The sequence below is a fragment of the Aliivibrio thorii genome, from assembly GCF_057368585.1.
This window is the reverse complement of sequence record NZ_CM170654.1, coordinates 2,424,382-2,450,731: the sequence shown is the minus strand read 5'-3', so window position 1 is coordinate 2,450,731 and position 26,350 is coordinate 2,424,382. Positions and strand designations below refer to the sequence as shown.

Annotated in this window: 17 protein-coding genes and 9 tRNA genes; 21 read left to right on the top strand and 5 right to left on the bottom strand. The window is 39.5% G+C overall.

Annotation, left to right across the window (positions count from 1 at the left end):
- Nucleotides 1-188 precede the first annotated feature (188 nt).
- A complete protein-coding gene (fusA, locus tag AC2IP4_RS11150) occupies nt 189-2,273 on the top strand; it encodes an elongation factor G (protein ID WP_105054058.1) in 2,085 nt (694 codons plus the stop codon).
- Between the two features lie 120 nt (nt 2,274-2,393).
- On the opposite strand, the gene AC2IP4_RS11145 is transcribed toward fusA, so the two are convergent.
- The 5 genes from AC2IP4_RS11145 to mutS all read right to left on the bottom strand — a co-directional run bounded on the left by AC2IP4_RS11145 (nt 2,394) and on the right by mutS (nt 10,159).
- A complete protein-coding gene (locus AC2IP4_RS11145; RefSeq protein WP_375321819.1) occupies nt 2,394-2,633 on the bottom strand; it encodes a VF530 family protein in 240 nt (79 codons plus the stop codon).
- A gap of 112 nt (nt 2,634-2,745) precedes the next feature.
- Nucleotides 2,746-4,023: a cytosine deaminase gene (locus AC2IP4_RS11140; protein ID WP_375321820.1), complete on the bottom strand. Its 1,278-nt coding sequence runs from the start codon at nt 4,021-4,023 to the stop codon at nt 2,746-2,748.
- Nucleotides 4,016-5,275, bottom strand: coding sequence for a cytosine permease (gene codB, locus AC2IP4_RS11135; protein WP_486307016.1), 1,260 nt, complete (start codon nt 5,273-5,275; stop codon nt 4,016-4,018). Before codB ends, AC2IP4_RS11140 begins: the two co-directional genes overlap by 8 nt.
- A 419-nt stretch (nt 5,276-5,694) precedes the next feature.
- Complete coding sequence (locus tag AC2IP4_RS11130; RefSeq protein ID WP_375321822.1) at nt 5,695-7,371, bottom strand: AMP-binding protein; 1,677 nt, start codon at nt 7,369-7,371, stop codon at nt 5,695-5,697.
- 226 nt (nt 7,372-7,597) lie between these two features.
- The gene (mutS, locus tag AC2IP4_RS11125; protein ID WP_375322848.1) at nt 7,598-10,159 is read right to left on the bottom strand and encodes a DNA mismatch repair protein MutS; all 2,562 of its coding nucleotides are present in this window, start codon (nt 10,157-10,159) and stop codon (nt 7,598-7,600) included.
- Between the two features lie 113 nt (nt 10,160-10,272).
- Between mutS and AC2IP4_RS11120 the strand changes: the two genes are divergently transcribed.
- The 20 genes from AC2IP4_RS11120 (at nt 10,273) to gshA (ending at nt 26,297) form a co-directional block, all read left to right on the top strand.
- Nucleotides 10,273-10,770, top strand: a complete 498-nt coding sequence (locus tag AC2IP4_RS11120; protein ID WP_375321823.1) for a CinA family protein — start codon at nt 10,273-10,275, stop codon at nt 10,768-10,770.
- Nucleotides 10,771-10,910: 140 nt separating this feature from the next.
- Nucleotides 10,911-11,954, top strand: coding sequence for a recombinase RecA (recA, locus tag AC2IP4_RS11115; RefSeq protein ID WP_105054064.1), 1,044 nt, complete (start codon nt 10,911-10,913; stop codon nt 11,952-11,954).
- Nucleotides 11,955-12,198: 244 nt separating this feature from the next.
- Complete coding sequence (gene alaS, locus AC2IP4_RS11110; protein ID WP_486310280.1) at nt 12,199-14,778, top strand: alanine--tRNA ligase; 2,580 nt, start codon at nt 12,199-12,201, stop codon at nt 14,776-14,778.
- 12 nt (nt 14,779-14,790) lie between these two features.
- Nucleotides 14,791-15,960: an aspartate kinase gene (locus AC2IP4_RS11105; protein ID WP_486307017.1), complete on the top strand. Its 1,170-nt coding sequence runs from the start codon at nt 14,791-14,793 to the stop codon at nt 15,958-15,960.
- A gap of 81 nt (nt 15,961-16,041) precedes the next feature.
- Nucleotides 16,042-16,239 (top strand): carbon storage regulator CsrA, encoded by a 198-nt coding sequence (csrA, locus tag AC2IP4_RS11100; RefSeq protein ID WP_375321826.1) that lies wholly within the window; start codon nt 16,042-16,044, stop codon nt 16,237-16,239.
- Between the two features lie 213 nt (nt 16,240-16,452).
- A tRNA-Ser gene (locus AC2IP4_RS11095) sits at nt 16,453-16,545 on the top strand.
- A gap of 53 nt (nt 16,546-16,598) precedes the next feature.
- A tRNA-Arg gene (locus AC2IP4_RS11090) sits at nt 16,599-16,675 on the top strand.
- A 77-nt stretch (nt 16,676-16,752) separates the two neighbouring features.
- Nucleotides 16,753-16,845: transfer RNA gene (locus AC2IP4_RS11085), tRNA-Ser, on the top strand.
- 49 nt (nt 16,846-16,894) lie between these two features.
- Nucleotides 16,895-16,971, top strand: a tRNA-Arg gene (locus tag AC2IP4_RS11080).
- Nucleotides 16,972-17,036: 65 nt separating this feature from the next.
- A tRNA-Arg gene (locus tag AC2IP4_RS11075) sits at nt 17,037-17,113 on the top strand.
- A 65-nt stretch (nt 17,114-17,178) separates the two neighbouring features.
- A tRNA-Arg gene (locus tag AC2IP4_RS11070) sits at nt 17,179-17,255 on the top strand.
- A gap of 65 nt (nt 17,256-17,320) precedes the next feature.
- Nucleotides 17,321-17,397 (top strand) — tRNA-Arg (locus tag AC2IP4_RS11065).
- 65 nt (nt 17,398-17,462) lie between these two features.
- Nucleotides 17,463-17,539: transfer RNA gene (locus AC2IP4_RS11060), tRNA-Arg, on the top strand.
- Between the two features lie 65 nt (nt 17,540-17,604).
- Nucleotides 17,605-17,681: transfer RNA gene (locus tag AC2IP4_RS11055), tRNA-Arg, on the top strand.
- A 319-nt stretch (nt 17,682-18,000) separates the two neighbouring features.
- A complete protein-coding gene (locus tag AC2IP4_RS11050) occupies nt 18,001-18,252 on the top strand; it encodes an oxaloacetate decarboxylase subunit gamma (RefSeq protein ID WP_375321827.1) in 252 nt (83 codons plus the stop codon).
- A 37-nt stretch (nt 18,253-18,289) separates the two neighbouring features.
- Complete coding sequence (oadA, locus tag AC2IP4_RS11045; protein WP_375321828.1) at nt 18,290-20,068, top strand: sodium-extruding oxaloacetate decarboxylase subunit alpha; 1,779 nt, start codon at nt 18,290-18,292, stop codon at nt 20,066-20,068.
- Nucleotides 20,069-20,079: 11 nt separating this feature from the next.
- Nucleotides 20,080-21,210: a sodium ion-translocating decarboxylase subunit beta gene (locus AC2IP4_RS11040; RefSeq protein ID WP_486307019.1), complete on the top strand. Its 1,131-nt coding sequence runs from the start codon at nt 20,080-20,082 to the stop codon at nt 21,208-21,210.
- A gap of 96 nt (nt 21,211-21,306) precedes the next feature.
- On the top strand, nt 21,307-21,738 hold the full coding sequence (locus tag AC2IP4_RS11035) for a YqaA family protein (RefSeq protein ID WP_486310279.1): 432 nt from the start codon (nt 21,307-21,309) through the stop codon (nt 21,736-21,738).
- A gap of 8 nt (nt 21,739-21,746) precedes the next feature.
- On the top strand, nt 21,747-24,599 hold the full coding sequence (locus AC2IP4_RS11030; RefSeq protein ID WP_486310278.1) for a M16 family metallopeptidase: 2,853 nt from the start codon (nt 21,747-21,749) through the stop codon (nt 24,597-24,599).
- A gap of 132 nt (nt 24,600-24,731) precedes the next feature.
- Nucleotides 24,732-26,297 (top strand): glutamate--cysteine ligase, encoded by a 1,566-nt coding sequence (gene gshA, locus AC2IP4_RS11025; protein ID WP_375321832.1) that lies wholly within the window; start codon nt 24,732-24,734, stop codon nt 26,295-26,297.
- Nucleotides 26,298-26,350: the final 53 nt, after the last annotated feature.

Below are 26,350 nucleotides of genomic sequence, written 5' to 3'. Positions count from 1 at the left end.
AATAATTACGAATTTTCACTATTCTTTGTATTTGAAATTGTGTAAATTCGTCTATAATTTGCCATAGCAGAAAGTAAGCAGGGGCTAATTGGGCTAAATTCTATCCAAAAATAGAACAAAGCATATACCAATTGGCAGTTTATGTTATACTCTGCGCGCATTTTCTATCCTATTAATAGAGTAAAACAATGACTGATTTATCAAAATACAGAAATATTGGTATTTTCGCGCACGTTGATGCGGGTAAAACTACCACAACTGAACGTATCCTAAAACTTACTGGTCAGATCCACAAAACTGGTGAAGTTCATGATGGCGAATCTACTACTGACTTCATGGAACAGGAAGCTGAGCGCGGAATTACTATCCAATCAGCAGCTGTAAGTTGTTTCTGGAAAGATCACCGTTTTAACGTTATCGATACTCCTGGACACGTTGACTTCACAGTAGAAGTTTACCGTTCTCTTAAAGTACTTGACGGTGGTATCGGTGTATTCTGTGGTTCTGGTGGTGTTGAACCTCAATCAGAAACTAACTGGCGTTACGCGAACGAATCAGAAGTTGCACGTATTATTTTCGTTAACAAACTAGACCGTATGGGTGCTGACTTCTTCCGTGTTGTTAAGCAAACTAAAGACGTACTAGGTGCTAACCCACTAGTTATGGTTCTACCTATCGGTATCGAAGACGATTTCGTTGGTGTTGTAGACCTTCTAACTCGTAAAGCATACGTTTGGGATGACTCTGGTCTTCCTGAAAACTACGAAATCACTGATGTTCCTGCGGACATGGTTGATCAAGTAGAAGAATACCGTGAAATGCTAGTTGAAACTGCTGTTGAGCAAGACGACGACCTAATGGAAGCATACATGGAAGGCGAAGAGCCAACTATTGAGCAACTTAAAGTATGTATCCGTAAGGGTACTCGCACAATGGACTTCTTCCCTGCATTCTGTGGTTCTGCGTTCAAAAACAAGGGTATGCAATTAATCCTTGATGCTGTTGTTGATTACCTACCTTCTCCTACAGAAGTAGATCCACAACCGCTAATGAACGAAGAAGGCGAAGAAACTGGCGAACACGCTATCGTTTCTGTTGATGAAACATTCAAAGCGCTAGCATTCAAAATCATGGATGACCGTTTTGGTGCTCTAACTTTCGTTCGTATTTACTCTGGTAAACTGAACAAAGGCGATACAATTCTTAACTCATTCACAGGTAAAACTGAGCGTGTTGGCCGTATGGTTGAGATGCAAGCGAATGATCGTAACGAATTAACTTACGCACAAGCTGGTGATATCATCGCTATCGTAGGTATGAAAAACGTGCAAACTGGTCACACTCTATGTGATGTTAAGCACGCAGTAACGCTTGAGCCAATGGTTTTCCCTGTACCAGTAATCTCTATCGCAGTAACGCCTAAAGATAAAGGCAGTACTGAGAAAATGGGTATTGCTATCGGTAAAATGGTTGCAGAAGATCCATCTTTCCAAGTTGAAACTGACGAAGAAACTGGCGAAACAATCCTTAAAGGTATGGGGGAGCTTCACCTAGACATTAAAGTAGATATCCTTCGTCGTACATACGGTGTAGACCTTACTGTTGGTCAACCTCAAGTAGCTTACCGTGAAACTATCACTCAACCTGTTGAAGATAGCTACACGCATAAGAAACAATCTGGTGGTTCTGGTCAATTCGGTAAGATCGATTACGTTATGAAGCCAGGTGAAGTTGGTTCAGGCTTCTCATTCAAGTCTTCTGTCGTGGGCGGTAACGTTCCTAAAGAATTCTGGCCTGCAATCGAGAAAGGCTTCAAAGGCATGATGGATACTGGTGTTCTTGCTGGTTTCCCTGTTCTTGACGTTGAAATCGAACTTCTAGATGGTGGTTTCCACGCAGTCGATTCATCTGCAGTAGCATTTGAAATCGCAGCGAAAGGTGCATTCCGTCAATCTATGCCTAAAGCTGGTGCTCAACTTCTAGAACCAATCATGGCTGTAGACGTGTTCACCCCAGATGATCACGTTGGTGATGTAATTGGTGACCTTAACCGTCGTCGTGGGATGATCAAAGACCAAATGGCTGGCGTAACTGGTGTTCGTGTTAAAGCTGACATCCCTCTTTCAGAAATGTTTGGTTACATCGGTTCACTACGTACAATGACTTCTGGTCGTGGTCAGTTCTCTATGGAGTTCTCTCACTACGCACCTTGTCCAATGAACGTAGCAGAGCAAGTAATTGCTGACGTTAAAGAAGCTAACGCTAAGAAGTAATTCTGGCTAACGCTCTTTAATTAAAAAAGCCCCGCAAGTTTACTTGCGGGGCTTTTTGTTTTTAATCGATTTTCACAAGTAAGAATGATCAAATACTTATGTAGATTGGTATTATTAAGATTAATTTAATTTTTCTGCTTTTTCTTTATGACGTTGAAGTTTTAAATAGATATTCTCTACTCGCACTCGCGCCCACTCGGTTTTTCTCAAAAATTTCAAACTCGATTTAATGGTTGGATTAGATTTAAAACAATTGATGTTAACCATGTAGCTTAATTCCTCCCAACCGTAATGTTCAACTAATTCTGTTAAGATTGCCTGCAGGGTCAAACCGTGAAGCGGGTTATTTTGCTGTGTCATAATATCGCCATTTATCTTGAATTAGGGTAAGTATAGCATTCACCCTTAAAGAATATTCATAAAAAATGGGAGCACAAAGGCTCCCATTGGTATCTGATTATTGAATTTCCAATTAACGCTTAAATGAAACCACTTCTGGTTTATCTAAAGTAATGGTCGTTGTTGCTGGCTGAGTTTCTGAAATCACATTACCTTGACGGATTGAGTAACGAACAGGAACTTGGCGACGAAGTGCATCAAAACCATTTTCTGCAGGTAAAATAATTAAGTTACCTTGCTTACCTTCTTCAATACCATAGTTATCTTGAATATTTAGCGTTCTTGCTGATTTATAGCTAATTAGGTCAAGACCTTGGTTAATTTGCTCATAACCCATGATTTGACATACATGCAGCCCCATATGCAGTACTTGTAGCATATTTGCTGTACCTAATGGATACCATGGGTCAAATACATCATCATGACCAAAGCAGACGTTGATATCACTTGCAAGCATCTCTTTAACGCGGGTAATACCACGACGCTTAGGATAGTCATCAAAGCGCCCTTGTAAGTGAATATTCACTAATGGGTTTGCAACAAAATTGATGCCTGACATTTTTAATAAACGGAATAAGCGAGAAGCGTAAGCACCGTTGTAAGAGTGCATTGCTGTGGTGTGGCTTGCTGTTACTTTTTCACCCATATTAAATTTATGAGCAAGTGCCGCTAGGGTTTCAACAAAACGTGATTGTTCATCATCAATTTCATCACAATGAACATCGATCAAACGATCGTATTTTTGTGCTAATTCAAAAACGTAATGCAGAGATTCAATACCGTATTCACGAGTAAATTCAAAGTGAGGGATAGCACCAATCACATCAGCACCAAGCTGAACCGCTTCTTCTAATAGCTCTTTACCATTTGGGTAAGAAAGAATGCCTTCTTGAGGGAAAGCGACAATTTGGATATCAACCCATTCTTTCATCTCTTCTTTTACTTCAAGCATTGCTTTTAGTGCAATAAGAGTTGGATCAGATACGTCTACATGGGTACGAACATGCTGAATGCCATTAGCGATTTGCCATTTCAGAGTTTGCTTAGCGCGACTCTTAACGTCTTCAATAGTGAGTAGTTTTTTACGCTCAGACCAACGTTCAATTCCTTCAAAAAGAGTACCTGAGATATTCCAGCTTGGCTCACCTGCAGTTTGAGTCGTATCTAAGTGAACATGAGGCTCACAAAATGGTGCATTGGCAAGGCCGCCCTCTGCATCTAAGGTATCACCTGAAAAAGCAAGATCTTGCTCATTTGATACGATAGTTTTGAATTGACCATCTTGGATCAAGATTTGGAATAACCCTTCTTGGTCTCGTAATGCCACATTTTTAATTAATAAATTAGTCATAAGAATTCTTCTGTGCAGCTTCTGTTTTAGATGCTTTTTCTTTGTTTAAAAGAGGGTTAAGTACTAGATAACTTAGTGCGCCACCAAAAACGGCGTTTACAGGAACAACACCAGGTAGGAAATTACCAGCAGCAACCCCAATAGCAACAGCGATTATACCTGCCCAGTTAATCGTTTGAAATTTTGTGTTTTCAAAATCCATGTAACGCTTACGATTCATAAAGAAGTCAGCGATGATAACCCCTCCAATTGGTGGGATAGCTATTGATAGGAAAGTTAACCAGCCAACAAAGTTATTATATAACCATAATGCGCAAACAGTACCAATTAACCCATTAAGCATTGAAATATACTTACTTGGTAAGCCGGTGATATTTGAGAAGCCAAGACCTGATGCGTAAAGAGCGTTATCGTTAGTTGTCCAGATATTTAAACCTAATACGATGATTGCTGGGATCAGTAGACCTTGAGCTATCATTACTTCTGAAATATCAGACTGACCAGTTACTGCTGCACCAGCAGCACCAAAGATGAACATTAATGAGTTACCAATAAAGAATGCAATCATGGTGATAGCAACTGCGCCCATTGTTTTTTTTCCAAACCTAACAAAATCAGCGGTTAATGTACCTGCACTAATGAATGAACCTACAACCATGGCAAGTGCAACAGAAAAGTCCATCGGCTCTGTCGGCTGAATCTTTTGAAGCTCTGTAATGCCACCAACACTATCAACAGCCGTTAATACTGAGTAACCACCAAGAATGGCAATAGCTGGGACGGCAATCATAGAAAGAACCATTAATGCAGAGATACCAAAATAAACGGTAACTGTCATTAATAGACCTGAGATTACGATTAATGCGTTGGTATCAATGCCTGTTGCTTTGTGGACAGGGATTGCAAACATCGCAACACCAACACCAAACCAACCGATTTGAGTACCGCCAAGAAGTAAAGAGGGGATCCAAGAACCTTTAGAACCAAAAGAGAAACGAGCTAGGAGATGAGTAGAGAGACCAGTTGAAGCGCCGATGTAGCCAAGAAAAGAAGTGTAAATACCGAGAATTAAATTACCAATGAGAACAGCAAGGAAGAAATCATCAAAAGAGAGCCCTGTCCCTAACGATCCCCCTGTCCACATACTTGCAGAGAAAAAGGTGAGTCCAAGCATTACTAAAGTAAGTGAAACAACGCCTTTTCTTGCGGTCTTAGGTACAGGGCCTAAACTGAAATCATTGTCATGAGACATGTGTAACTCCGTTTGTCTGAATGTTTTTTTGGTCAGTATTTTGATAAACGGACAGGAGTCTAAAGAAAATAATAACAATGTCAATAAGGAAAAGTTAGTCCTATTCTTTGTATGTAGTTTAATTTAATTTAAGTGATTGATTTTGTTTGTTTTACTTTGTATTGTTTGTTATTTATAACAAACGGTTGCATTACTTTATATTTTTAATAAATAAGCTATTAATTCTCAGTTTTGTACTAGATTAGTTTATTTGTAAGAATTCAATGAAATTTAACGTGTTTTTTATTTTTATTATTCAATCGGCGATTTTTTTCTTTATTTTTTCAATAAAAAAGACAGTAAAGTGATTTTTATAGCCGTTTACTGTCTTTTTTGTTTTTAGATTGATTTTATTCTATGTTATCTTTGGGTTCTATTGCTTATTCCCAGATTATTTTTTTATCTTTTGGCCATTCAAAAGCAAAGTCATGATACTTTTTCTCTAAAATATGACGTTTAATCTTTAGTGTTGGGGTTAAAATGCCATTTTCTATACTCCAAGCCTCTTTAACCATTAGTATACCTTTTAGTTTTTCGTGTGACTCTAAGCCACTATTGATGGTATCTAAGTTCTTGAGAGCTGTTCGCTCGTAACGAGCTTGATCGAAGTTTGTATATGAATGAGGGACTGCGAGTAGAATGGGGCCAGGTAGACCAGAACCAATAAGACACATCATTTCTAAGTTACTTAAATCAAAAATACGTTTTTCGATAGGAACAGGAGCAACAAACTTCCCTTTAGCTGTTTTGAATGTGTCTTTTTTACGGCCTTGTATTGTTAAGAACCCTTCAGAATCAATGTAGCCAATATCTCCAGTATGTAGCCAACCTTCTTGATTAAACGTTTCTGCTGTTGCTTCATCATTTTTATAGTAGCCTGCAAAGAGTCCGTCTCCTCGAACTAAAATCTCTTCATCGGCTGCTATTTTTAATTCAACGCCAGGACCTGCTGAGCCAACCGTACCAACTTTATCTGAACGGTAAGGGTGGTTGAGCGTGCTATAAGCAAATGTTTCTGTCATTCCCCATGCTTCAGTAATATTTAAACCAATGCTTTCATACCATTTTAATAATCCGGCAGAAACTGGTGCAGATCCACAACCTAGAACTCGAGCTTTATCTAAGCCTAAACCATCAGCCAATTTACGTTTGATTAAGCTATTAACAAACGGGATTTTGAGTAATATATTGAGTTTTTTCTGAGGCAATTTATCTTGAATTCGTTGTTGGAAGACCGTCCATAATCGTGGAACAGAAATAAATAGCGTTGGGCGATGCATTTTTACATCATCGATAAAGGTGTCTAAAGATTCAGGGAAGGCTGTTTGAATACCGCCAAAGAAGGCTGAACCTAAAATATAAACTCGCTCTGTAATATGTGCGAGAGGTAAATAAGAAAATAATCGGTCATCAGGCTTCATGCCAATATGATTAACTAAGTGCTTGGATGAGCGACTGAACCCACCAAAGGTTAACATTGCTCCTTTTGGTAACCCTGAGGTTCCAGAGGTATAGACAATCGACATTAATGTATTGCCATTATGGTCGGGTCTAAATTCGGACGGTGGGTTATTTTGGATTAGTTGCTCAAATTGATACTGACACGAAGCCGCGGAATCATAATCAAAAGCGATAGTAGAGAGTTGAGGAAGATTTTGTATGGCTTGCGTTGTTGCTTCATTATTATCGAGTTTCCCAACGATAAGCGCTTTACTATCACTATGCGTTAAACAATGTTCAATTGTCTCTAACCTAGCAGTTGGGAAAATAGGAACACTGATAAAATTCCCAAGCATTAAAGCTAAATCAGTAATAAACCATTCTGCACAATTTTTAGAAATCAAAGCAACTCTGTCTTTTGGCTGTATACCAAGTTGCTGTAATGAAGTAACCAGTCGTAATGCTTTATCTACAACTTCCGAGAAAGTGTAATCAACAAAATTTCTTTCTTTAATTTGACGAAGGAAAATATCATTTGGTTTTTTTTCAGCCCATTCAAGCATCGCCTCGTGAGGGAGTTGTGGGTTAGCATTGTGATCGAATAATGATTGGCTCATGGCGGCATCCTGCAATTTATAGTTCTTATTTATTGTTAAATATATGTTAAGTAAAAGGCCTTTTGAGTTAATAGTCAAATTCAGTTAAAAATAATGAGAGGTAATTTTCTATAGAGATCATACTTTTTATATAAATAAGATAGGAAAGAATAAAGAGAAGGAAAGGGAATGTATAAAAAGGCAATAACAGTAAATCATTGCCTTAATTCAATTGGGGAAATAGAAGTTACAAGAGTGCTTTTAGACGATACAGTTCTTCTAATGCTTGGCGTGGAGATAAATCATCAGGATTCACTTTTGCTAATGCTTCTTCAACTTCACTTGGTTCAGGAATAAGAGACAGTTGATGCTCTTGTTTTACTTGAGTTGTTGTTAATGGTTGATTTTTAGGCTGCCCATTCTCAAGTTGTTGAAGTTTTTGTTTTGCTTTTTTGATGACTGTTTTTGGCACGCCAGCCAGTGAAGCAACCGCTAGGCCGTAAGATTTATTGGCTGCGCCATCTTGCACTGCGTGCATAAAGGCAATTTCATCACCATGTTCTACGGCGTCTAAATGGACATTGGCTAAACCATTAAATAAATTTGGTAATTCAGTTAATTCAAAGTAATGAGTTGCAAATAGTGTCATTGCATTAATTTTTGTAGCTAACCATTCGGCACTTGCCCAAGCAAGAGATAGCCCATCATAAGTACTTGTACCGCGACCAATTTCATCCATTAAAACTAAACTGTGTTTGGTGGCATTATGAAGTATGTTTGCTGTCTCTGTCATTTCAACCATGAAAGTTGAGCGGCCAGAAGCCAGGTCATCTGATGCTCCAATTCGAGTAAAAATTCGATCTAATGTGCCTATTTGAGCCGAATCGGCAGGAACATAACAACCAACATGAGCCATTAAAGCAATCAATGCTGTTTGACGCATGTAGGTTGATTTACCCCCCATATTCGGTCCGGTAATGATTAACATTTTTCGGTTATCATTTAGATTGATTGGATTGGCAATAAATGGGTCACTCATCACTTGTTCAACAACAGGATGGCGACCACCTTCGATCTTCATTCCAATATCTGATGATAAGGTAGGGCGGCAATAATTTAAGGTATCAGCACGCTCAGCAAGGTTGCTTAATACGTCTAATTCAGAAATCGCATTAGCCATTAATTGAAGTTGTTCTAAGTGAGGCAGAAGTTGATCAAACAATTCTTCCCACAGTTTCTTTTCTATCGTTAGTGCTTTTGATTTTGAGCTTAGCACTTTATCTTCATGCTCTTTCAGCTCAGGAATAATGTAGCGTTCTGCATTTTTCAATGTTTGGCGACGAACATAGTGAGCAGGTGCTTTGTGACTTTGACCTTTGCTGATCTGGATATAAAAACCATGAACGTTGTTATAACCGACTTTTAAAGTATCAATATCATGACGTTCGCGCTCTTCTTGCTCTAATTTTTCTAAGAATAACGTCGCACCATTAGCGAGATCTCGCCATTGATCGAGCTCTTCATTATAACCATCAGCTAATACACCGCCGTCGCGGATAACAACAGGAGGGTTCTCTTTTACTGCTCGTTCTAATAACTCACAAATAGAATCAATAGGCTGTGCAAGGGAAGCAAGCTCTAATAAATGGCTTTGTTCAAACTCTTGAGTGCTTTGTGCCAATTCAGGTAATTGTTGTAATGCGTTACGTAAACGAGCTAAATCTCTTGGACGAGCAGAGCGTAAGGCTAAGCGTGCAAGAATTCGTTCAACATCACCAATTTGTTTTAGTTGTGGAGCTAGTTCTGTGAATAATCCGCTCTCTTTTAATTCCCCAATCGCATCAAGGCGTTGGTTTAATACATTGTGAGTTCTTACTGGTTGATGTAACCAGCGTTTTAACAGACGGCTACCCATCGCAGTTGATGTGTGATCGAGAACTTCTGATAACGTATGATTAAAGCCACCCGCTAAGTTTTGAGTAATCTCTAAATTGCGGCGTGTTGCTGCATCCAAGATCACTGAGTCATCTTGATGATCCATTACAATAGAGCGAATGTGAGGTAAGGTTGTACGTTGCGTGTCTTTTACGTATTGAATTAAACAGCCAGCTGCGCATAAACCAAACTCCGCTTTTTCTACCCCAAAACCAATGAGATCACGTGTACCAAACTGTTGGTTCAATTGTTGTTTAGCGGTTTCTAACTCAAATTCCCATACTGGACGACGACGGTTACCGCTACGTTTTTCTAATAAATGAACGGGTTCGAAATCTTCACTAAACAAAAGCTCTGTAGGAGAGGTTCGTTGTAATTCTGCAAGTATTGCTTCTTCAGTACTTGGTTCTGAGACTTTGAATCGGCCAGAAGTAATGTCTAATGTAGCGTAACCAAATTTATCTTTGTGATGATAAATCGCCGCAATTAGGTTATCAAAGCGTTCAGGAAGAAGTGCTTCATCCGTTACCGTCCCTGGAGTGACAATACGAACCACTTTACGCTCTACAGGGCCTTTACTTGTTGCGGGATCGCCAATTTGCTCACAGATAGCAACAGACTCGCCTTGCTGAACTAATTTGGCTAAGTAACCTTCAACGGCATGATAAGGTAGACCTGCCATTGGAATCGGTTCACCAGCAGAAGAGCCTCGTTTAGTTAACGATATTTCAAGAAGCTGAGAGGCTCGTTTGGCATCATCATAGAAAAGTTCATAAAAATCGCCCATACGATAGAACAGTAAGATATCCGGGTTTTCAGATTTTAAACGCAAGTACTGTTGCATCATTGGGGTGTGTTTTTCAGTTGATTTTATTGCCACAACGAGACCTAATAGATGGAGAGAATATTTGCCGTTAAGAATACGTGAATCAAGACTGCAATCAAAGATAGAATGAATAAAATTCGAATCAAGATGGGAAGAATTTCATGGATATGACAAAAAATGCTCAACTCGCACAAGAAGTTGGCGAACTATTGATGCAACAAGGTAAAACGATGGCTTGTGCAGAATCTTGTACTGGTGGTGGTGTCGCTTTTTGCGCAACAGAAAATGCAGGCAGTTCAGCTTGGTTTGAACGAGGTTTTGTTACCTACAGTAACGAAGCAAAGCAAGAGTCATTGGGTGTTAGTTTAGATACGTTAAGTGCTTTTGGTGCGGTAAGCGAAGCGGTAGTCAAAGAGATGGCAATAGGGACGTTACGCAACAGCCATGCTGATATTAGTGTCTCAATTAGTGGCATTGCAGGCCCAGGAGGGGCAACAGAAGATAAGCCTGTTGGGACTGTGTGTTTTGGTTTTGCAGATAAAACGAATTGGCATCAAGAAACTACTGTGTATTTTACTGGTGATCGTAGTGAAGTAAGGCAAAGTGCGATCGAATATGCATTTCTCATAATAAAGAATAGATTGGAGTTCTATAATTAATTCAGTTGGTTAATGTTGTTTTTTGTAGCGTTAATTCGAAAAAATAAGAAAAAATATCACAAGCCTATAGACACTGTATGAATAGACAGTATACTACTGGTTATTAACTGATTTAGTGATCTAGAAATCTGGAGAATCAAATGGACGATAACAAGAAAAAAGCACTGGCCGCAGCATTAGGTCAAATTGAAAAACAATTTGGTAAAGGTTCAATTATGAAGTTGGGCGATAACCGCACAATGGATGTTGAAACTGTGTCTACTGGTTCTTTATCTCTTGATATTGCTCTAGGTGCTGGCGGTTTACCAATGGGACGTATCGTAGAAATCTACGGTCCTGAATCATCAGGTAAAACAACACTAACTTTGGAAGCGATTGCTCAAGCACAAAAAGCAGGAAAAACCTGTGCATTTATCGATGCGGAGCATGCTCTAGACCCAATCTACGCTCAAAAACTGGGTGTTGATATTGACCAATTATTATGTTCTCAACCAGATACTGGTGAGCAAGCATTAGAAATCGTTGATGCATTAGCGCGCTCTGGAGCGGTTGATGTAATCGTAGTCGATTCAGTTGCTGCACTAACGCCAAAAGCTGAGATTGAAGGTGAAATGGGCGACAGCCACATGGGACTTCAAGCTCGCATGCTTTCTCAAGCAATGCGTAAGTTAACGGGGAACCTAAAACAATCAAATTGTATGTGTATCTTCATCAACCAAATTCGTATGAAAATTGGTGTGATGTTTGGTAACCCAGAAACGACAACCGGTGGTAATGCACTTAAGTTCTACGCATCTGTTCGTCTTGATATTCGTCGTACTGGTGCAGTAAAAGATGGTGATGAAGTTGTTGGTAACGAAACTCGAATTAAAGTAGTTAAAAACAAAATTGCAGCGCCATTTAAGCAAGCAGAAACTCAAATCTTATACGGTAAAGGTTTTAACCGTGAAGGTGAGTTAATTGACTTAGGCGTTAAGCATAAACTTGTAGATAAAGCGGGTGCTTGGTACAGCTATAACGGCGATAAAATAGGTCAAGGTAAAGCAAATGCGTCTAAATTCATGCGTGAGAATGTAGAGATTGCAGCAGAGCTAGATCATAAACTACGTGAAATGCTATTAACGCCAGCAGAAGAACAACCTGAAATCGAAGAAAAAATTGAAGAAGAAAACGAAGAGTTTTAATTTATTCAATTCTCAATAAAATAATAGAAAGCCAAACTTTTTTGTTTGGCTTTTTTACGTCTATAAAAAGAGACGGTACTAATCACAAATAGAATTATTTCCCTTTCCTTCTTTGATCGCTCTTCTCAATCTATATTTCGCTCTCATTTGCGTATACAATATCTGAAATTCTGTCTTAAAAACACTGCTTGGCTTAACTGAGTACAAGGGTGAGTTAAACTACGATTCAATCAGGAATATCCACATGTATATGAGCACTGACGAGATCCGCCGTGCGTTTCTTGCTTTTTTTGAAAGCAAAGGACACCAAATTGTTGAGAGTTCTTCTCTAGTTCCAGCAAATGATCCAACTCTTTTATTTACCAATGCAGGTATGAACCAATTTAAGGACTGTTTCCTCGGTTCAGAGAAGCGTAACTACACTCGTGCAACGACAGCACAACGTTGTGTTCGTGCTGGTGGTAAGCATAACGATTTAGAAAACGTAGGCTTTACTGCTCGTCATCATACTTTCTTTGAAATGCTTGGTAACTTCAGCTTTGGTGATTACTTCAAGCAAGATGCGATTAAATATGCATGGGAATTCTTAACTGAGCGTTTAGAGCTTCCTGCTGACCGTCTGTTAGTGACTATCTATGAAACAGATGACGAAGCATTCGAAATCTGGAATAAAGAAATGGGTATTCCTGCAGATCGTATAGTCCGTATCGGTGATAACAAAGGCGCACCTTATGCATCAGATAACTTCTGGCAGATGGGTGATACAGGACCTTGTGGTCCATGTACTGAAATCTTCTACGATCACGGTGAGCATATTTGGGGTGGCCGTCCAGGAACTCCTGAAGAAGACGGAGACCGTTTCATCGAAATTTGGAACAACGTTTTCATGCAGTTCAACCGTCAAGCTGATGGCACTATGGAACCACTTCCAAAGCCATCAGTAGATACAGGTATGGGTATTGAGCGTATTGCAGCAATCATGCAAGGCGTACACTCAAACTATGAAATTGATATTTTCCAAACGTTAATTAAAGAAACAGCAAAAGTTGTTGGTTATGATGATCTTTCAAACCAATCTTTACGTGTTGTTGCCGATCACATCCGTTCTTGTTCTTATTTAATTGTTGATGGTGTTATGCCGTCAAATGAAGGTCGTGGCTACGTATTACGTCGTATTATTCGTCGTGCAGTACGTCATGGTAACAAGTTAGGCGCTAAAGGTTCTTACTTCTATAAACTAGTTGGCCCGTTAGCTGAAATCATGGGTACGGCTGGCGAAGAGCTTAAAAAGCAACAAGCACTTGTAGAAAAAGTACTTAAGATTGAAGAAGAGAACTTTGGCCGTACGCTTGAGCGTGGCATGGTGATTCTAAACGAAGCGTTAGATAACCTAGAAGGTACTGTTCTTGATGGAGAAACGGTATTTAAACTTTATGATACTTACGGTTTCCCTGCAGATTTAACTAATGATGTTGCTCGTGAACGTGAATTAACTATCGATGAAGATGGTTTTGAAAAAGCGATGGAAGAGCAGCGTCAACGTGCTCGTGAAGCAGGCCAATTTGGTACTGATTATAATGCTGTTATCAAGGTAGAATCAGAAACCGAATTCCATGGTTATAACTCGACTGAAGCTAAAGCGACAGTTCTAGAGATTTTCCGTGAAGGCGAAGCTGTTGAAACTCTTTCTGCTGGCGATGACGCGATTCTAATTTTAGATGTGACGCCGTTCTATGCTGAGTCAGGTGGTCAATCTGGTGATGCTGGTATTATTACTGTTGAAGCGGGTAAATTTGTTGTTACCGATACTCAAAAAGTAGGTAATGCTATTGGTCATCACGGTAAGTTAGTTGAAGGCGTATTATCAACGGCTGATAGTGCAATGGCTCAAGTTGATGAAGAACGTCGTACTGCGATTACTCTAAACCACTCAGCTACGCATCTATTACACGCAGCACTTCGTGAAGTATTAGGTGAGCACGTAACTCAAAAAGGGTCATTAGTTAAAGCTGAAAGCTTACGTTTTGATTTCTCTAATCTTGAAGGTGTTAAAGCTGAAGAATTGCGTAGAGTTGAGCGTATTGTTAACCAACAAATTCGTTTGAATCATGAGATTGAAACAAACCTAATGGACATTGATGCTGCAAAAGAAAAAGGCGCAATGGCTCTATTTGGTGAGAAATACGACGATGAAGTTCGTGTACTTTCTATGGGGCAATTCTCAACTGAGCTATGTGGTGGTATTCACGCAGCAAGCACGGGTGATATTGGTTTATTTAAAATCACTTCAGAAGGTGGTATCGCAGCAGGTATTCGTCGTATTGAAGCGGTTACTGGTGAAGCAGCACTAGATGCAATTGAAGCTCAACAAAAAGCAGCAGATAAGAAACTAAGTGAAGCAGCATCAAAAGCGAAGCAACTTGAAAAAGAGATCCAACTACTTCAAGAGAAAATAGCGACTGCTGAAAGTGCAAATATCATGGGAAAAATGCAAGAAATTGCAGGTACTAAGGTATTAATTACCGCTTTAAATGGCGCAGATAGTAAAAATTTACGTACCATGGTTGATAACGCTAAAAACCAAATTGGCAGCGGTGTTGTTCTATTAGCGAATATTTCAGATGGTAAAGTAAGCTTGATTGCAGGCGTAACTAAAGACCTTATCGGTAAAGTTAAAGCTGGCGAACTAGTAAATATGGTTGCACAACAAGTTGGTGGTAAAGGCGGCGGTCGTCCAGATATGGCTCAAGCTGGCGGTACTGATGCAGAAGCATTACCTGCAGCTCTTGCTTCTGTTGAAGCTTGGCTAACTGAGCGTCTGTAATAGGTCGTATCAGTGGCATTAATTGTACAAAAATACGGTGGTACATCGGTTGGATCTATTGAACGGATCCAATCGGTTGCTGAACGTATCATCTCAACGCAGCAACAAGGGCATGATGTCGTTGTTGCTGTTTCAGCTATGGCTGGTGAAACCAATCGCCTAATGAATTTAGCAAATCAAATTAGTGAGGTTCCAGAACCTCGTGAACTAGATATGCTTCTTTCCGCAGGAGAGCAAGTTTCTATTGCGCTATTAGCCATGTCTTTAACCCAAAAGGGCATCAAGGCGATTTCTTTAACTGCAGATCAAGCTGGAATCCAGACAAACGATGTATTTAATGATGCAACGATTGAACATATTGAAACTGATTTAATTACAACATGGCTAAATAAGGGCTATGTGATTATTGTTGCTGGCTTTCAAGGTCGAGATAGCATAGGTAATATTACAACATTAGGCAGAGGTGGCTCTGATACCACCGCTGTTGCTTTAGCTGCTGCACTAAATGCAGACGAGTGTCAGATCTTTACGGATGTTGATGGTGTTTATTCTTCAGATCCTCGTTTTGTTTCTAATACTCGCCGCTTAAAAGAAGTTTCTTTCTCTGATATGCATGTATTAGCTAAGTCAGGGGCTAAGGTTCTTCAAGAGCAGTCTGTTACTCATGCTTGGAACTCATCGGTAACGTTGAGAGTTTTATCTTCTTTTGATGATGGGGAAGGGACCCTTATCTGTGAGAATCCAAAAGAAGTTTTAGCTGTAACTGGGTTAGCTTTAAAACAAGATCTCTTTCTTGTTGAATGCGCAGGTATTTCAGCAAAGGAACAAAGAGAGCTATATAAACAATATAAAGTGTTAGATGAAAGGTGTGATTGTTTTCAAATTGTTGTGCCAAAAGCAACTTTTTTACAATTGAAACTGGCATTTAATACAAAAATACGCAATATTAGTAGCTTATCAATTCTGACGTTAGTCGGGGATAATGTTGAAGGGATGGTAGACTCTGCTTGCAATCAACTAATGGTGAATAGTATTGATATTTATCAATATGATATAGAGCCGAAAAGTGTGTCAGTTATCGTGAATCAAGCTGATTTACAACGAGCGGCAGAAATTTTACACAAAACGTTTGTTATTACAGAGCAATCACAAGATAATAACCTTATGATCGCTGTTTCTTGAGCAGAGACGTTTATGAAAATAAGCGATAACCGACAATACATACATTTATTATAATACTGAGATAACTCAAGGAGCATTCGAATGCTAATTTTGACTCGCCGTGTAGGTGAAACTCTAATGATTGGTGACGAAGTAACAGTTACTGTACTAGGCGTTAAAGGCAACCAAGTACGTATTGGTGTTAATGCACCTAAAGAAGTATCTGTACACCGTGAAGAGATTTATATGCGCATTCAAGCGGAAAAAGGAACACCGGCTGCTTTACAAGGTAACTTTTAATTCGTATGAATTAGGCTGACGTTGTCAGCCTTGTTTGTTTTTACCTGTTTTAGAACAGATAAATAAACAGAAAATAAAGGTGCAAACTACGTATAACGTTCTATTTTTGCTCATTTTGGTTATTTCATAGGCTGTTGAACAAAAAGCGTTATTTTTTACTAAAAAAGTCATTGACATATTTTTGGTAAACCGTAATATGTGCCTCCTCAAGACGGTGAGGTGGCCGAGAGGCTGAAGGCGCTCCCCTGCTAAGGGAGTATGCGGTTTATAGCCGCATCGAGGGTTCGAATCCCTCCTTCACCGCCATTATTGATTCATGTTGATCTTTATGGTCAGCAAGAATGAAAAAGAATTATAGTGCGCTAGTAGCTCAGCTGGATAGAGTACCTGGCTACGAACCAGGCGGTCGGAGGTTCGAATCCTCCCTGGCGCACCATTATTTTTATTGATAAGTTTATTTGTCAATAGTAGTGATTTTTTGCAGATGATCACGAATTAAGCGAAATACAAAACGGTGAGGTGGCCGAGAGGCTGAAGGCGCTCCCCTGCTAAGGGAGTATGCGGCTTATACCCGCATCGAGGGTTCGAATCCCTCCTTCACCGCCATTATTTGTTCATGTTGATTTATTCAGCAAGAACGCAAAAGAATTATTTTGCGCTAGTAGCTCAGCTGGATAGAGTACCTGGCTACGAACCAGGCGGTCGGAGGTTCGAATCCTCCCTGGCGCACCATTATTTCTTTTTGTAACTGTTTATCGGTTACGATATTAGTTACAAAAACAATCAGAATTAACTGTGCGCTAGTAGCTCAGCTGGATAGAGTACCTGGCTACGAACCAGGCGGTCGGAGGTTCGAATCCTCCCTGGCGCACCATTATTTCTTTTTGTAACTGTTTATCGGTTACGATATTAGTTACAAAAACAATCAGAATTAACTGTGCGCTAGTAGCTCAGCTGGATAGAGTACCTGGCTACGAACCAGGCGGTCGGAGGTTCGAATCCTCCCTGGCGCACCATTATTTCTTTTTGTAACTGTTTATCGGTTACGATATTAGTTACAAAAACAATCAGAATTAACTGTGCGCTAGTAGCTCAGCTGGATAGAGTACCTGGCTACGAACCAGGCGGTCGGAGGTTCGAATCCTCCCTGGCGCACCATTATTTCTTTTTGTAACTGTTTATCGGTTACGATATTAGTTACAAAAACAATCAGAATTAACTGTGCGCTAGTAGCTCAGCTGGATAGAGTACCTGGCTACGAACCAGGCGGTCGGAGGTTCGAATCCTCCCTGGCGCACCATTATTTCTTTTTGTAACTGTTTATTGGTTACAATATTTAGTTACAAAGACAATTAGAATTACTGTGCGCTAGTAGCTCAGCTGGATAGAGTACCTGGCTACGAACCAGGCGGTCGGAGGTTCGAATCCTCCCTGGCGCACCATTATTTAAAAGAACCCGATCTTTATGGTCGGGTTTTTTTATGCCTATAAGAAATTTCGTTAATTAATTGGTACTATTATTAAATAGATCGAATTATAGGTTATTATTAGGTAATTTGATTGTAATCAGTTTATTCTTAAGTGATTAGTGGCAGTGTATGGACATACCTCACTATAAAACGCTTTTTTGAATAATTTGTGATCGTTTCGTATTTGACAAATTTATTGATGTCGAGATAATCACTCTTTCTTTTTAGAATAAAAGAACACAATTTGTTATTAAGTTTTACATTGTCACTCTCATCAAAAAAGGAATAAAAGATGACAGACATTGGAAGTCTATTAGGGGAAGCTGCAACGTTAATGCTTACAGGCATGGGCGTCGTATTCGCATTCCTTACCATCCTCGTTTACCTCGTTCGACTTATGTCTCGATTGCTGCCCGTGGAGCTCGCTCCTAAGCAGGCATTAGCGATCCAAAAGGTTCAAAATCGCGATCAAACAACAGTCCAGCCTCAAATTATTGCTGCGATCTCTGCTGCGGTTAAATTACACCGTCAAAAGAATCGATAAACTGTTTTAGGAAAATTATTACAAGGAGTTTGTAAGTATGTCTAAACCACTTTCTATCACTGATGTGGTACTTCGTGATGCTCATCAATCATTGTTTGCTACTCGTATGCGTGTCGAAGATATGCTGCCAATCGCTGAACAGCTTGATAAAATCGGCTATTGGTCATTAGAAACTTGGGGTGGAGCAACTTTTGATGCTTGTATTCGTTACCTAGGTGAAGATCCATGGGAACGTCTACGTTTATTAAAAAAAGCGATGCCAAATACACCGATGCAAATGTTATTACGCGGCCAAAACCTATTAGGTTATCGTCACTATGCTGATGACGTGGTGGAAAAGTTTGTTGAGAGAGCGCACGCGAATGGGATGGACGTTTTCCGTATTTTTGATGCAATGAATGACGTTAGAAACTTTCAAACAGCAGTAAAGGCAACGATAGACGTTGGTGCTCACGCACAAGGAACTCTTTCTTACACAACGAGCCCTGTACATAATTCAGATACTTGGGTTGATTTAGCAAAACGCCTTGAAGATCTGGGTTGTCATTCTTTATGTATTAAAGATATGTCAGGTCTGCTTAAGCCTTATGAAGCAGAAGAGCTGATTACTCGTATCAAAGCGTCGTGTGATGTACCTCTTGCGTTACATAGCCATGCTACAACAGGTTTATCTACAGCGACAGCATTAAAAGCGGTTGAAGCGGGTATCGATATTCTAGATACAGCTATCTCTTCAATGAGCCAAACATATGGTCATACACCAACAGAAACTGTTGTCGCAATGTTAGAAGGAACGGGTCGTGATACTAATCTTAACCTTGAGCAACTAGAACCTATTGCAACTTATTTTCGTGAAGTTCGTAAGAAATATGCGAAATTTGAAGGAAAAATGAAAGGTGTAGATTCTCGTATTCTTATCGCCCAAGTTCCTGGTGGCATGCTTACTAATATGGAAAGTCAACTTAAAGAGCAAGGCGCTGCAGACAAAATGGATGAGGTACTACTAGAGATCCCTAGAGTACGTAAAGACCTTGGCTATATTCCTCTAGTTACACCGACTTCTCAAATTGTAGGTACTCAAGCGGTTATTAATGTACTTACTGGTGAGCGCTATAAGAGCATCACAAAAGAAACAGCAGGTGTATTAAAGGGTGAATATGGTTCAGCTCCTGCAGAGGTCAATGCTGAGTTACAAGCCCGAGTATTAGATGGAGCAGAAGCAATTACTTGCCGTCCTGCGGATCTATTAAAATCAGAACTTCATACATTGACTGATGAACTGATTGCTAAAGCAAAAGAAGACAATATTGAATTGGCAGAACAACAAGTGGATGACGTTCTAACCTATGCACTATTCCCACAAGTAGGTTTGAAATTCCTTAATAACCGTAATAATCCAGAGGCATTTGAACCAGCGCCAGGAACCGAAACAGACGCTGATGTTAAAGCGGCGCCTGCAAAAGGTGGCGTTGAAGCTTATAGCGTTAAGGTGGATGGTCAAGTTTATAATGTTGAGGTTGGTCCTCAAGGCATTATTTCTTCTGTTTCACCTATATCAGCACAAGCAGTACCTGTTCAATCAGCACAATTGTCAGCGGTAGATGCAGAATCTGTAGATGCTCCACTTGCAGGTACAATCTTCAAAGTTTTAGTGCAACCAGGTGCTGAAGTGGCTGAAGGTGACGTACTACTTATTCTTGAAGCTATGAAAATGGAAACTGAAATCAGAGCTTCGCGCAATGGTACAGTGCAAGATATTTTAACTAAGGAAGGCGATGCGGTAGCAGTTGGTGCACCGTTGCTTTCTCTAGCGTAAGGTAGTTAAACATGGATGGTTTATTAACATTGTGGAATGAAACCGCAATTGCGAATTTTAAGTTTGAACAACTTATTATGATCTTCGTGGGTTGTGGGCTTTTGTTCTTAGCGATTAAAAAAGGATTCGAGCCATTACTATTGCTACCAATTGGGTTTGGTGCAGTATTGGCTAATATTCCAAACGCAGGATTCACTGATCCTGGTGGGTTATTGTATTACGTGTATTACGTAGGGATAGAAACGGGGATATTCCCATTACTAATCTTTATGGGTGTAGGTGCAATGACAGATTTTGGTGCGCTCATTGCGAATCCAAAAACCTTGTGGTTAGGTGCTGCGGCCCAAGTCGGTATTTTTGCAACGCTGTTTGGTGCAATCTTACTCAACTATGTTCCGGGAATGGAATTTACACTAGCTGATGCTTCATCAATCGCAATTATTGGTGGTGCAGATGGCCCAACGGCTATTTTCTTAGCGAGCCAATTATCTCCTGATTTATTAGGAGCGATAGCTGTTGCTGCTTATAGTTATATGGCGCTTGTTCCAATTATTCAGCCGCCAATAATGAAAGCATTAACCACACCTGAAGAACGTCAAATTAAAATGGCTCAATTACGCCATGTAGGTAAGGCAGAGAAGATCATCTTCCCTCTTGCTGTACTACTAATGACGATTTTATTTTTACCATCAGCAACGCCATTAGTTGGGATGTTCTGCTTGGGTAATTTAATGAAAGAATCAGGTGTTGTTGATCGCTTATCGAATACCGCTCAAAATGAATTAATCAATGTTGTTACTATTTTCTTAGGTTTAGGCGTTGGCTCAAAACTAAAAGCTGAAACTTTTTTGAATGTAGAAACCTTGGGTATTTTATTATTGGGCGCAGTTGCCTTCAGTGTTGGTACTGCCGGTGGCGTATTAATGGCTAAAGTATTGAACAAGTATTCAAAAGAAGACATTAACCCGCTTATCGGTGCAGCAGGCGTATCTGCAGTACCAATGGCTGCACGAGTTGTTAATAAAGTGGGGCTTGAAGCTAACCCTCAAAACTTTTTATTAATGCATGCAATGGGACCAAATGTGGCAGGGGTATTAGGTTCAGCTGTTGCGGCAGGTATCCTTTTAGCTCTTGTTGGGTAATTCCAAATAAAACTTAACAATAAAAGGGTGCAGGCGCGCCCTTTTTTATTTTATGCTGTAGTAATATAAATCGTAATCAATGGAATTAATTCAGTCATGTTTGATTGGTTCAATACAGATTCAGCATTATGGGTATTATTTAGTTCTGGATTTTTAAGTGCCACTTTACTTCCTGGAGCCTCTGAAGCAAGCTTAATTGCAACATTAAATCTAAACAGCTTTTCAATGTGGACAGTAATCGCCGTTGCAACATTGGGAAATACGCTAGGCGGAATAACAAATTATTGGATTGGTTTGTTACTTCCTGATAAAACTTCTTCACAGAAACATGGTCATAAAGCCATTCAATGGATCAAAACGTACGGTTATTGGACATTATTGTTCAGTTGGCTACCTATTATTGGTGATCCTCTTTGTCTTGCAGCCGGATGGTTACGAATGAGATTCTGGCCATGCGTAATTTTAATTGGGATAGGAAAGGCTGCACGATATCTTCTGTTATCGCTCGCAGTTAATGGGATTTTATAGGAACTAAAATGAAAAAATTATTAGGTCTCTCGATAGTACTGGCTCTAGCGGGTTGCAGTAACTCTGAATTTGAAGCGCCAAAAAGCGCTGACTTACCACAAGGCGTTACTTTAGTTAAACAAGTATTGCCAAAAGAAGGCACAACGGTTATTCCATACCAAAAATACACATTAGAAAATGGATTGACGGTTATTTTAAGCCCAGATCATTCTGATCCACTTGTGCACGTTGATGTTACTTATCATGTTGGTTCTGCACGAGAAGAAATTGGTAAATCAGGCTTTGCGCATTTCTTTGAACATATGATGTTCCAAGGTTCTGAAAATGTAGGTGATCAGCAACACTTTAAGATTATTACTGAAGCGGGTGGTACGTTAAATGGCACAACGAACCGTGATAGAACCAATTATTTTGAAACCGTGCCAGCAAATCAATTAGAGAAAATGCTCTGGTTAGAGTCAGATCGTATGGGATTCTTAATTGACGCCGTTTCCCAGAAGAAATTTGAGATTCAACGCAGTACAGTTAAGAACGAACGTGGTCAAAATTATGATAATAGACCTTATGGGTTAATTTATGAACGTATGGGAGAGGCTTTATTTCCACAAGACCATCCTTATTCATGGCAAACAATTGGTTATGTTGAAGACCTAGATCGTGTAGATGTGAATGATCTTAAAGCATTCTTTTTACGTTGGTATGGCCCAAATAATGCGGTTATTACCATTGGTGGTGATTTAGACAGTAAGCAGACATTAGAGTGGGTAAATAAATACTTTGGTTCAATTCCTCGTGGACCAGAAGTTGAAAATGCACCTAAGCAACCAGTGACTCTGACTGAAGATCGTTTTATTACTTTGGAAGATAGAATTCAACAACCGATGGTGATGATTGGTTGGCCAACAACGTATCGTGGCGAGAAAACGGAAGCTAGTCTTGATATGTTAGCCACCTTACTTGGTGATGGCAAAACGAGTTTGCTTTATCAAGATCTAGTGAAGACGGGCAAAGTAGTCGATACTGGAGCGTTCCATGATTGTGCAGAGCTGTCTTGTACTATGTATGTCTATGCGATGACTGACTCTAGTGATAAGAATGACCTTGCTACTGCATATAAAGAAGTGATGGATGTTTTAGATAAGTTTGAGAAAGAAGGAGTATCTCAAGAAGACCTTGCTGAAGTGCAGGGGAGTGCAGAAGCTGGCGCTATTTTTGGTTTGCAATCAGTTTCTGGAAAAGTGTCTCAGCTTGCTTCTAATGAAACTTTTTATGGTAACCCTGATCAGCTAGAAAAACAGTTGGCTGAACTTAAAGCGGTTACTCCAGAAAAAGTTTCTCAAGCTTTTGATACGTATATTGCGAATAAGTACAAAGTAACGTTAAGTGTTGTACCAAAAGGAAAAACGCAACTGCAAGTTAAAGCGCCTAACTTTACGACACCAAAGCGCGATTTACCTGAATATAAGAAAATTGATGACAGTAGCTTAGATGTACGTAAAGCAGTTGATGATTTTGATCGCTCTGTGATGCCATTACCATCAAAAGCTGTTACCGCTAAAACACCAGATATTTTCCGTGCGCAATTAGCTAATGGTATTGAGGTGCTAGGTTCAGAAGCAATTGAAACGCCAACGGTTCAATTACAAATATCTATTCCCGCCGGAAATCGTTACGTTCCACGAGGCCAAGAAGGTTTAGCCTCATTAACAGCAGCAATGATGGAAGAAGGAACTACAGTCTCAAGTTCAGAAGCTCTTCAGAAACGTTTAGATAAACTAGGCAGTGGAATTTCATTTAACTCTGGTAACTACACGACAGGAGTTTCAGTCTCTTCATTAACTAAAAATTTAGATAAAACCTTGTCTATCGTAAATGAAATGTTGTTCTCTCCTGCATTCAAGCAAGCTGACTTTGATCGTCTACAAAAACAAGCGGTAGAAGGTTTGGTTTATAGTCATCAAAAACCATCATGGCTAGCCTCTCAAGCTACAAGAGAAATTTTGTTTAAAGGAACAATATTTGACCGCTCACCAGATGGAACGATTGCTTCAGTAAAGAATCTTACTCTAGATGATGTAAAGCGTTTTTATAAAGAAAACTATACCTCAGTAGGTACGCAAGTGGTTTCTGTAGGGGATATTAATAAATCAGATTTGATATCAAAACTTTCGTTTCTGTCTCAGTGGAAAGGTGAAGCACCACAATTGTTAGCACCACAAAAATTACCAAAGTTAACTCAACAAAAAGTATATTTAATTGATAAACCTAATGCACCTCAAAGTGTGATTCGTTTTGTTCGACAAGGTATGCCTTTTGATGCCACTGGTGAGTTATTCGAAACGCAACTTGCTAATTTTAATTTAGGTGGGAACTTCAATAGTCGAATTAACCAAAATCTTCGCGAAGATAAAGGCTACACCTATGGTGCGGGAGGTTATCTAACTGGAAATAAAGAAGTTGGTATGTCCATTTTTTATGCTCAAGTACGCGCAGACGTGACGCTTGAATCAATCAAAGAGTTTACCGCAGAGATGCAGAAATTTGCTGATGATGGCATGACAATGGATGAACTTAACTTTATGCGCTTGGCGGTTGGTCAACAAGACGCGTTGAAGTATGAAACACCAAGTCAGAAAGCCAATTTATTAGGTAAAATATTAACGTACTCGTTAGATACTGATTTTATTGATGAGCAAAATGAGTTGATTGCTACTCTGGGACGCGATGAGTTTAATGATTTAGCTACGAAATGGTTTGATCCTACAAAATATCAAATAATTGTTGTTGGAGATAAAAAATCACTGACTCCAAAATTGAAAACATTAGGATTACCGGTTGAGTTGATAACTCCTAAGGAGTAGCTATTGTTAGAAAAACGGCAATATCAAATTAATATTGCCGTTTTTTCGTATCCAATTGTTATTAAAATTTGCTAATATCCCACGATATAAATCAACATTATGTTGAGCTTACCTCAATAGCGAGAATGTATTTTGACCGAATTTATCAACCGATTACAGAAAGTCGCTTCCAATCCTCTGGCATTTAAAAAAGCAGGCCGAGGAATTGAAAGAGAAACCCTAAGATTTACTCTTGGCGGATCGCTTTCTTCAAGGCCGCATCCAGTAGGCGTAGGTTCAGCATTAACTCATAAATACATAACAACAGATTTTGCAGAATCTTTATTAGAATTTATTACGCCAGTATCAAATGATGTTGATAGTGTAATTAATCAACTTGAAGATGTGCATCATTACACCGTATCTCATATGGGCGAAGAGAAGCTTTGGCCATTATCAATGCCGTGTTTTGTTACTAAAGATGACGACATTGCATTGGCTCAATATGGTGAGTCGAATGTAGGTCAATTAAAAACAACGTATCGTGAAGGCCTTAAGCGTCGCTATGGCAGTGTTATGCAGGTTATTTCAGGAGTGCATTTTAATTTTTCTTTCTCAACACAATTTTGGGATGAATTATTTGGTGAACAAACAGAGCAAGATAGACAAGCCTCTGTGTCAGATGCGTATTTTAGCCTTATTCGTAACTATTACCGCTTTGGTTGGTTAATCCCTTATTTCTTTGGTGCATCGCCTGCGTTATGTAGTTCATTTATCCAAGGGCGTGAAACGTCAATGGAATTTGAATCTGTAGGTAATACATTATATTTACCCTATGCCACTTCGCTGCGCCTAAGTGATCTTGGGTATACTAATGACGCTCAAAGTGACTTGAAAATTAGCCTAAACAGCGTTGATGAATATGTTGAAGGCTTAAATAAAGCGATTCGCACTCCATCTGCTGAGTTTGCTAACATTGGACTAAAGGAAGGTGAAAAGCATATTCAATTAAATGCGAATGTGCTTCAAATTGAAAATGAATTATATGCACCGATTAGACCTAAACGCGTAGCAAAATCGGGTGAACGCCCATCAGAAGCATTAGAACGTTCAGGTGTTGAATACATTGAAGTTCGTTCATTAGATGTGAATCCATTCAGTTCGGTTGGTGTTGATAAGGACCAAGTGCGTTTCCTTGACCTATTTCTAACTTGGGCAGTATTAACAGATTCAGCGCCAATGAATGACAGTGAAATGGCTTGTTGGAAAGATAATTGGAATAAGATTATTGAGAAAGGCCGTAAACCTGGGCTAGAGCTTCAAATTGGTTGTCAAGGTGAAAGGCTTACTCAAAAAGCATGGGCAGAACGCGTCTTTGATGATTTGCTTCTTATTGCTAAAGAGATAGATTCGGTAAATGGCGATGATGAATACCAACAAACTCATCAGCGTTTAACTGCAATGATTGAAGATCCTGAATTAACGATTTCAGGTCGCCTACTTGCAGAAACTAAAAAAGGTGGTGGTATTGGTAAGGTAGGCTGTGATCTTGCGGTTCAGCATCGAGAAACGCACCTTAGTCATCAATATAGCTTTTATACAAAAGAAGAGTTAGATGCTGAAGTTAAGCGCTCTATTCTAGCTCAGAAAGAGATTGAATCGAACGATAAGCAGTCCTTTTCTGAATATTTAGAAGATTATTTCAGTTATTTGAAGTAACGGCACCTGAAATTATAAAGCACTGTTATTCTATGAGTAGCAGTGCTTTTTTA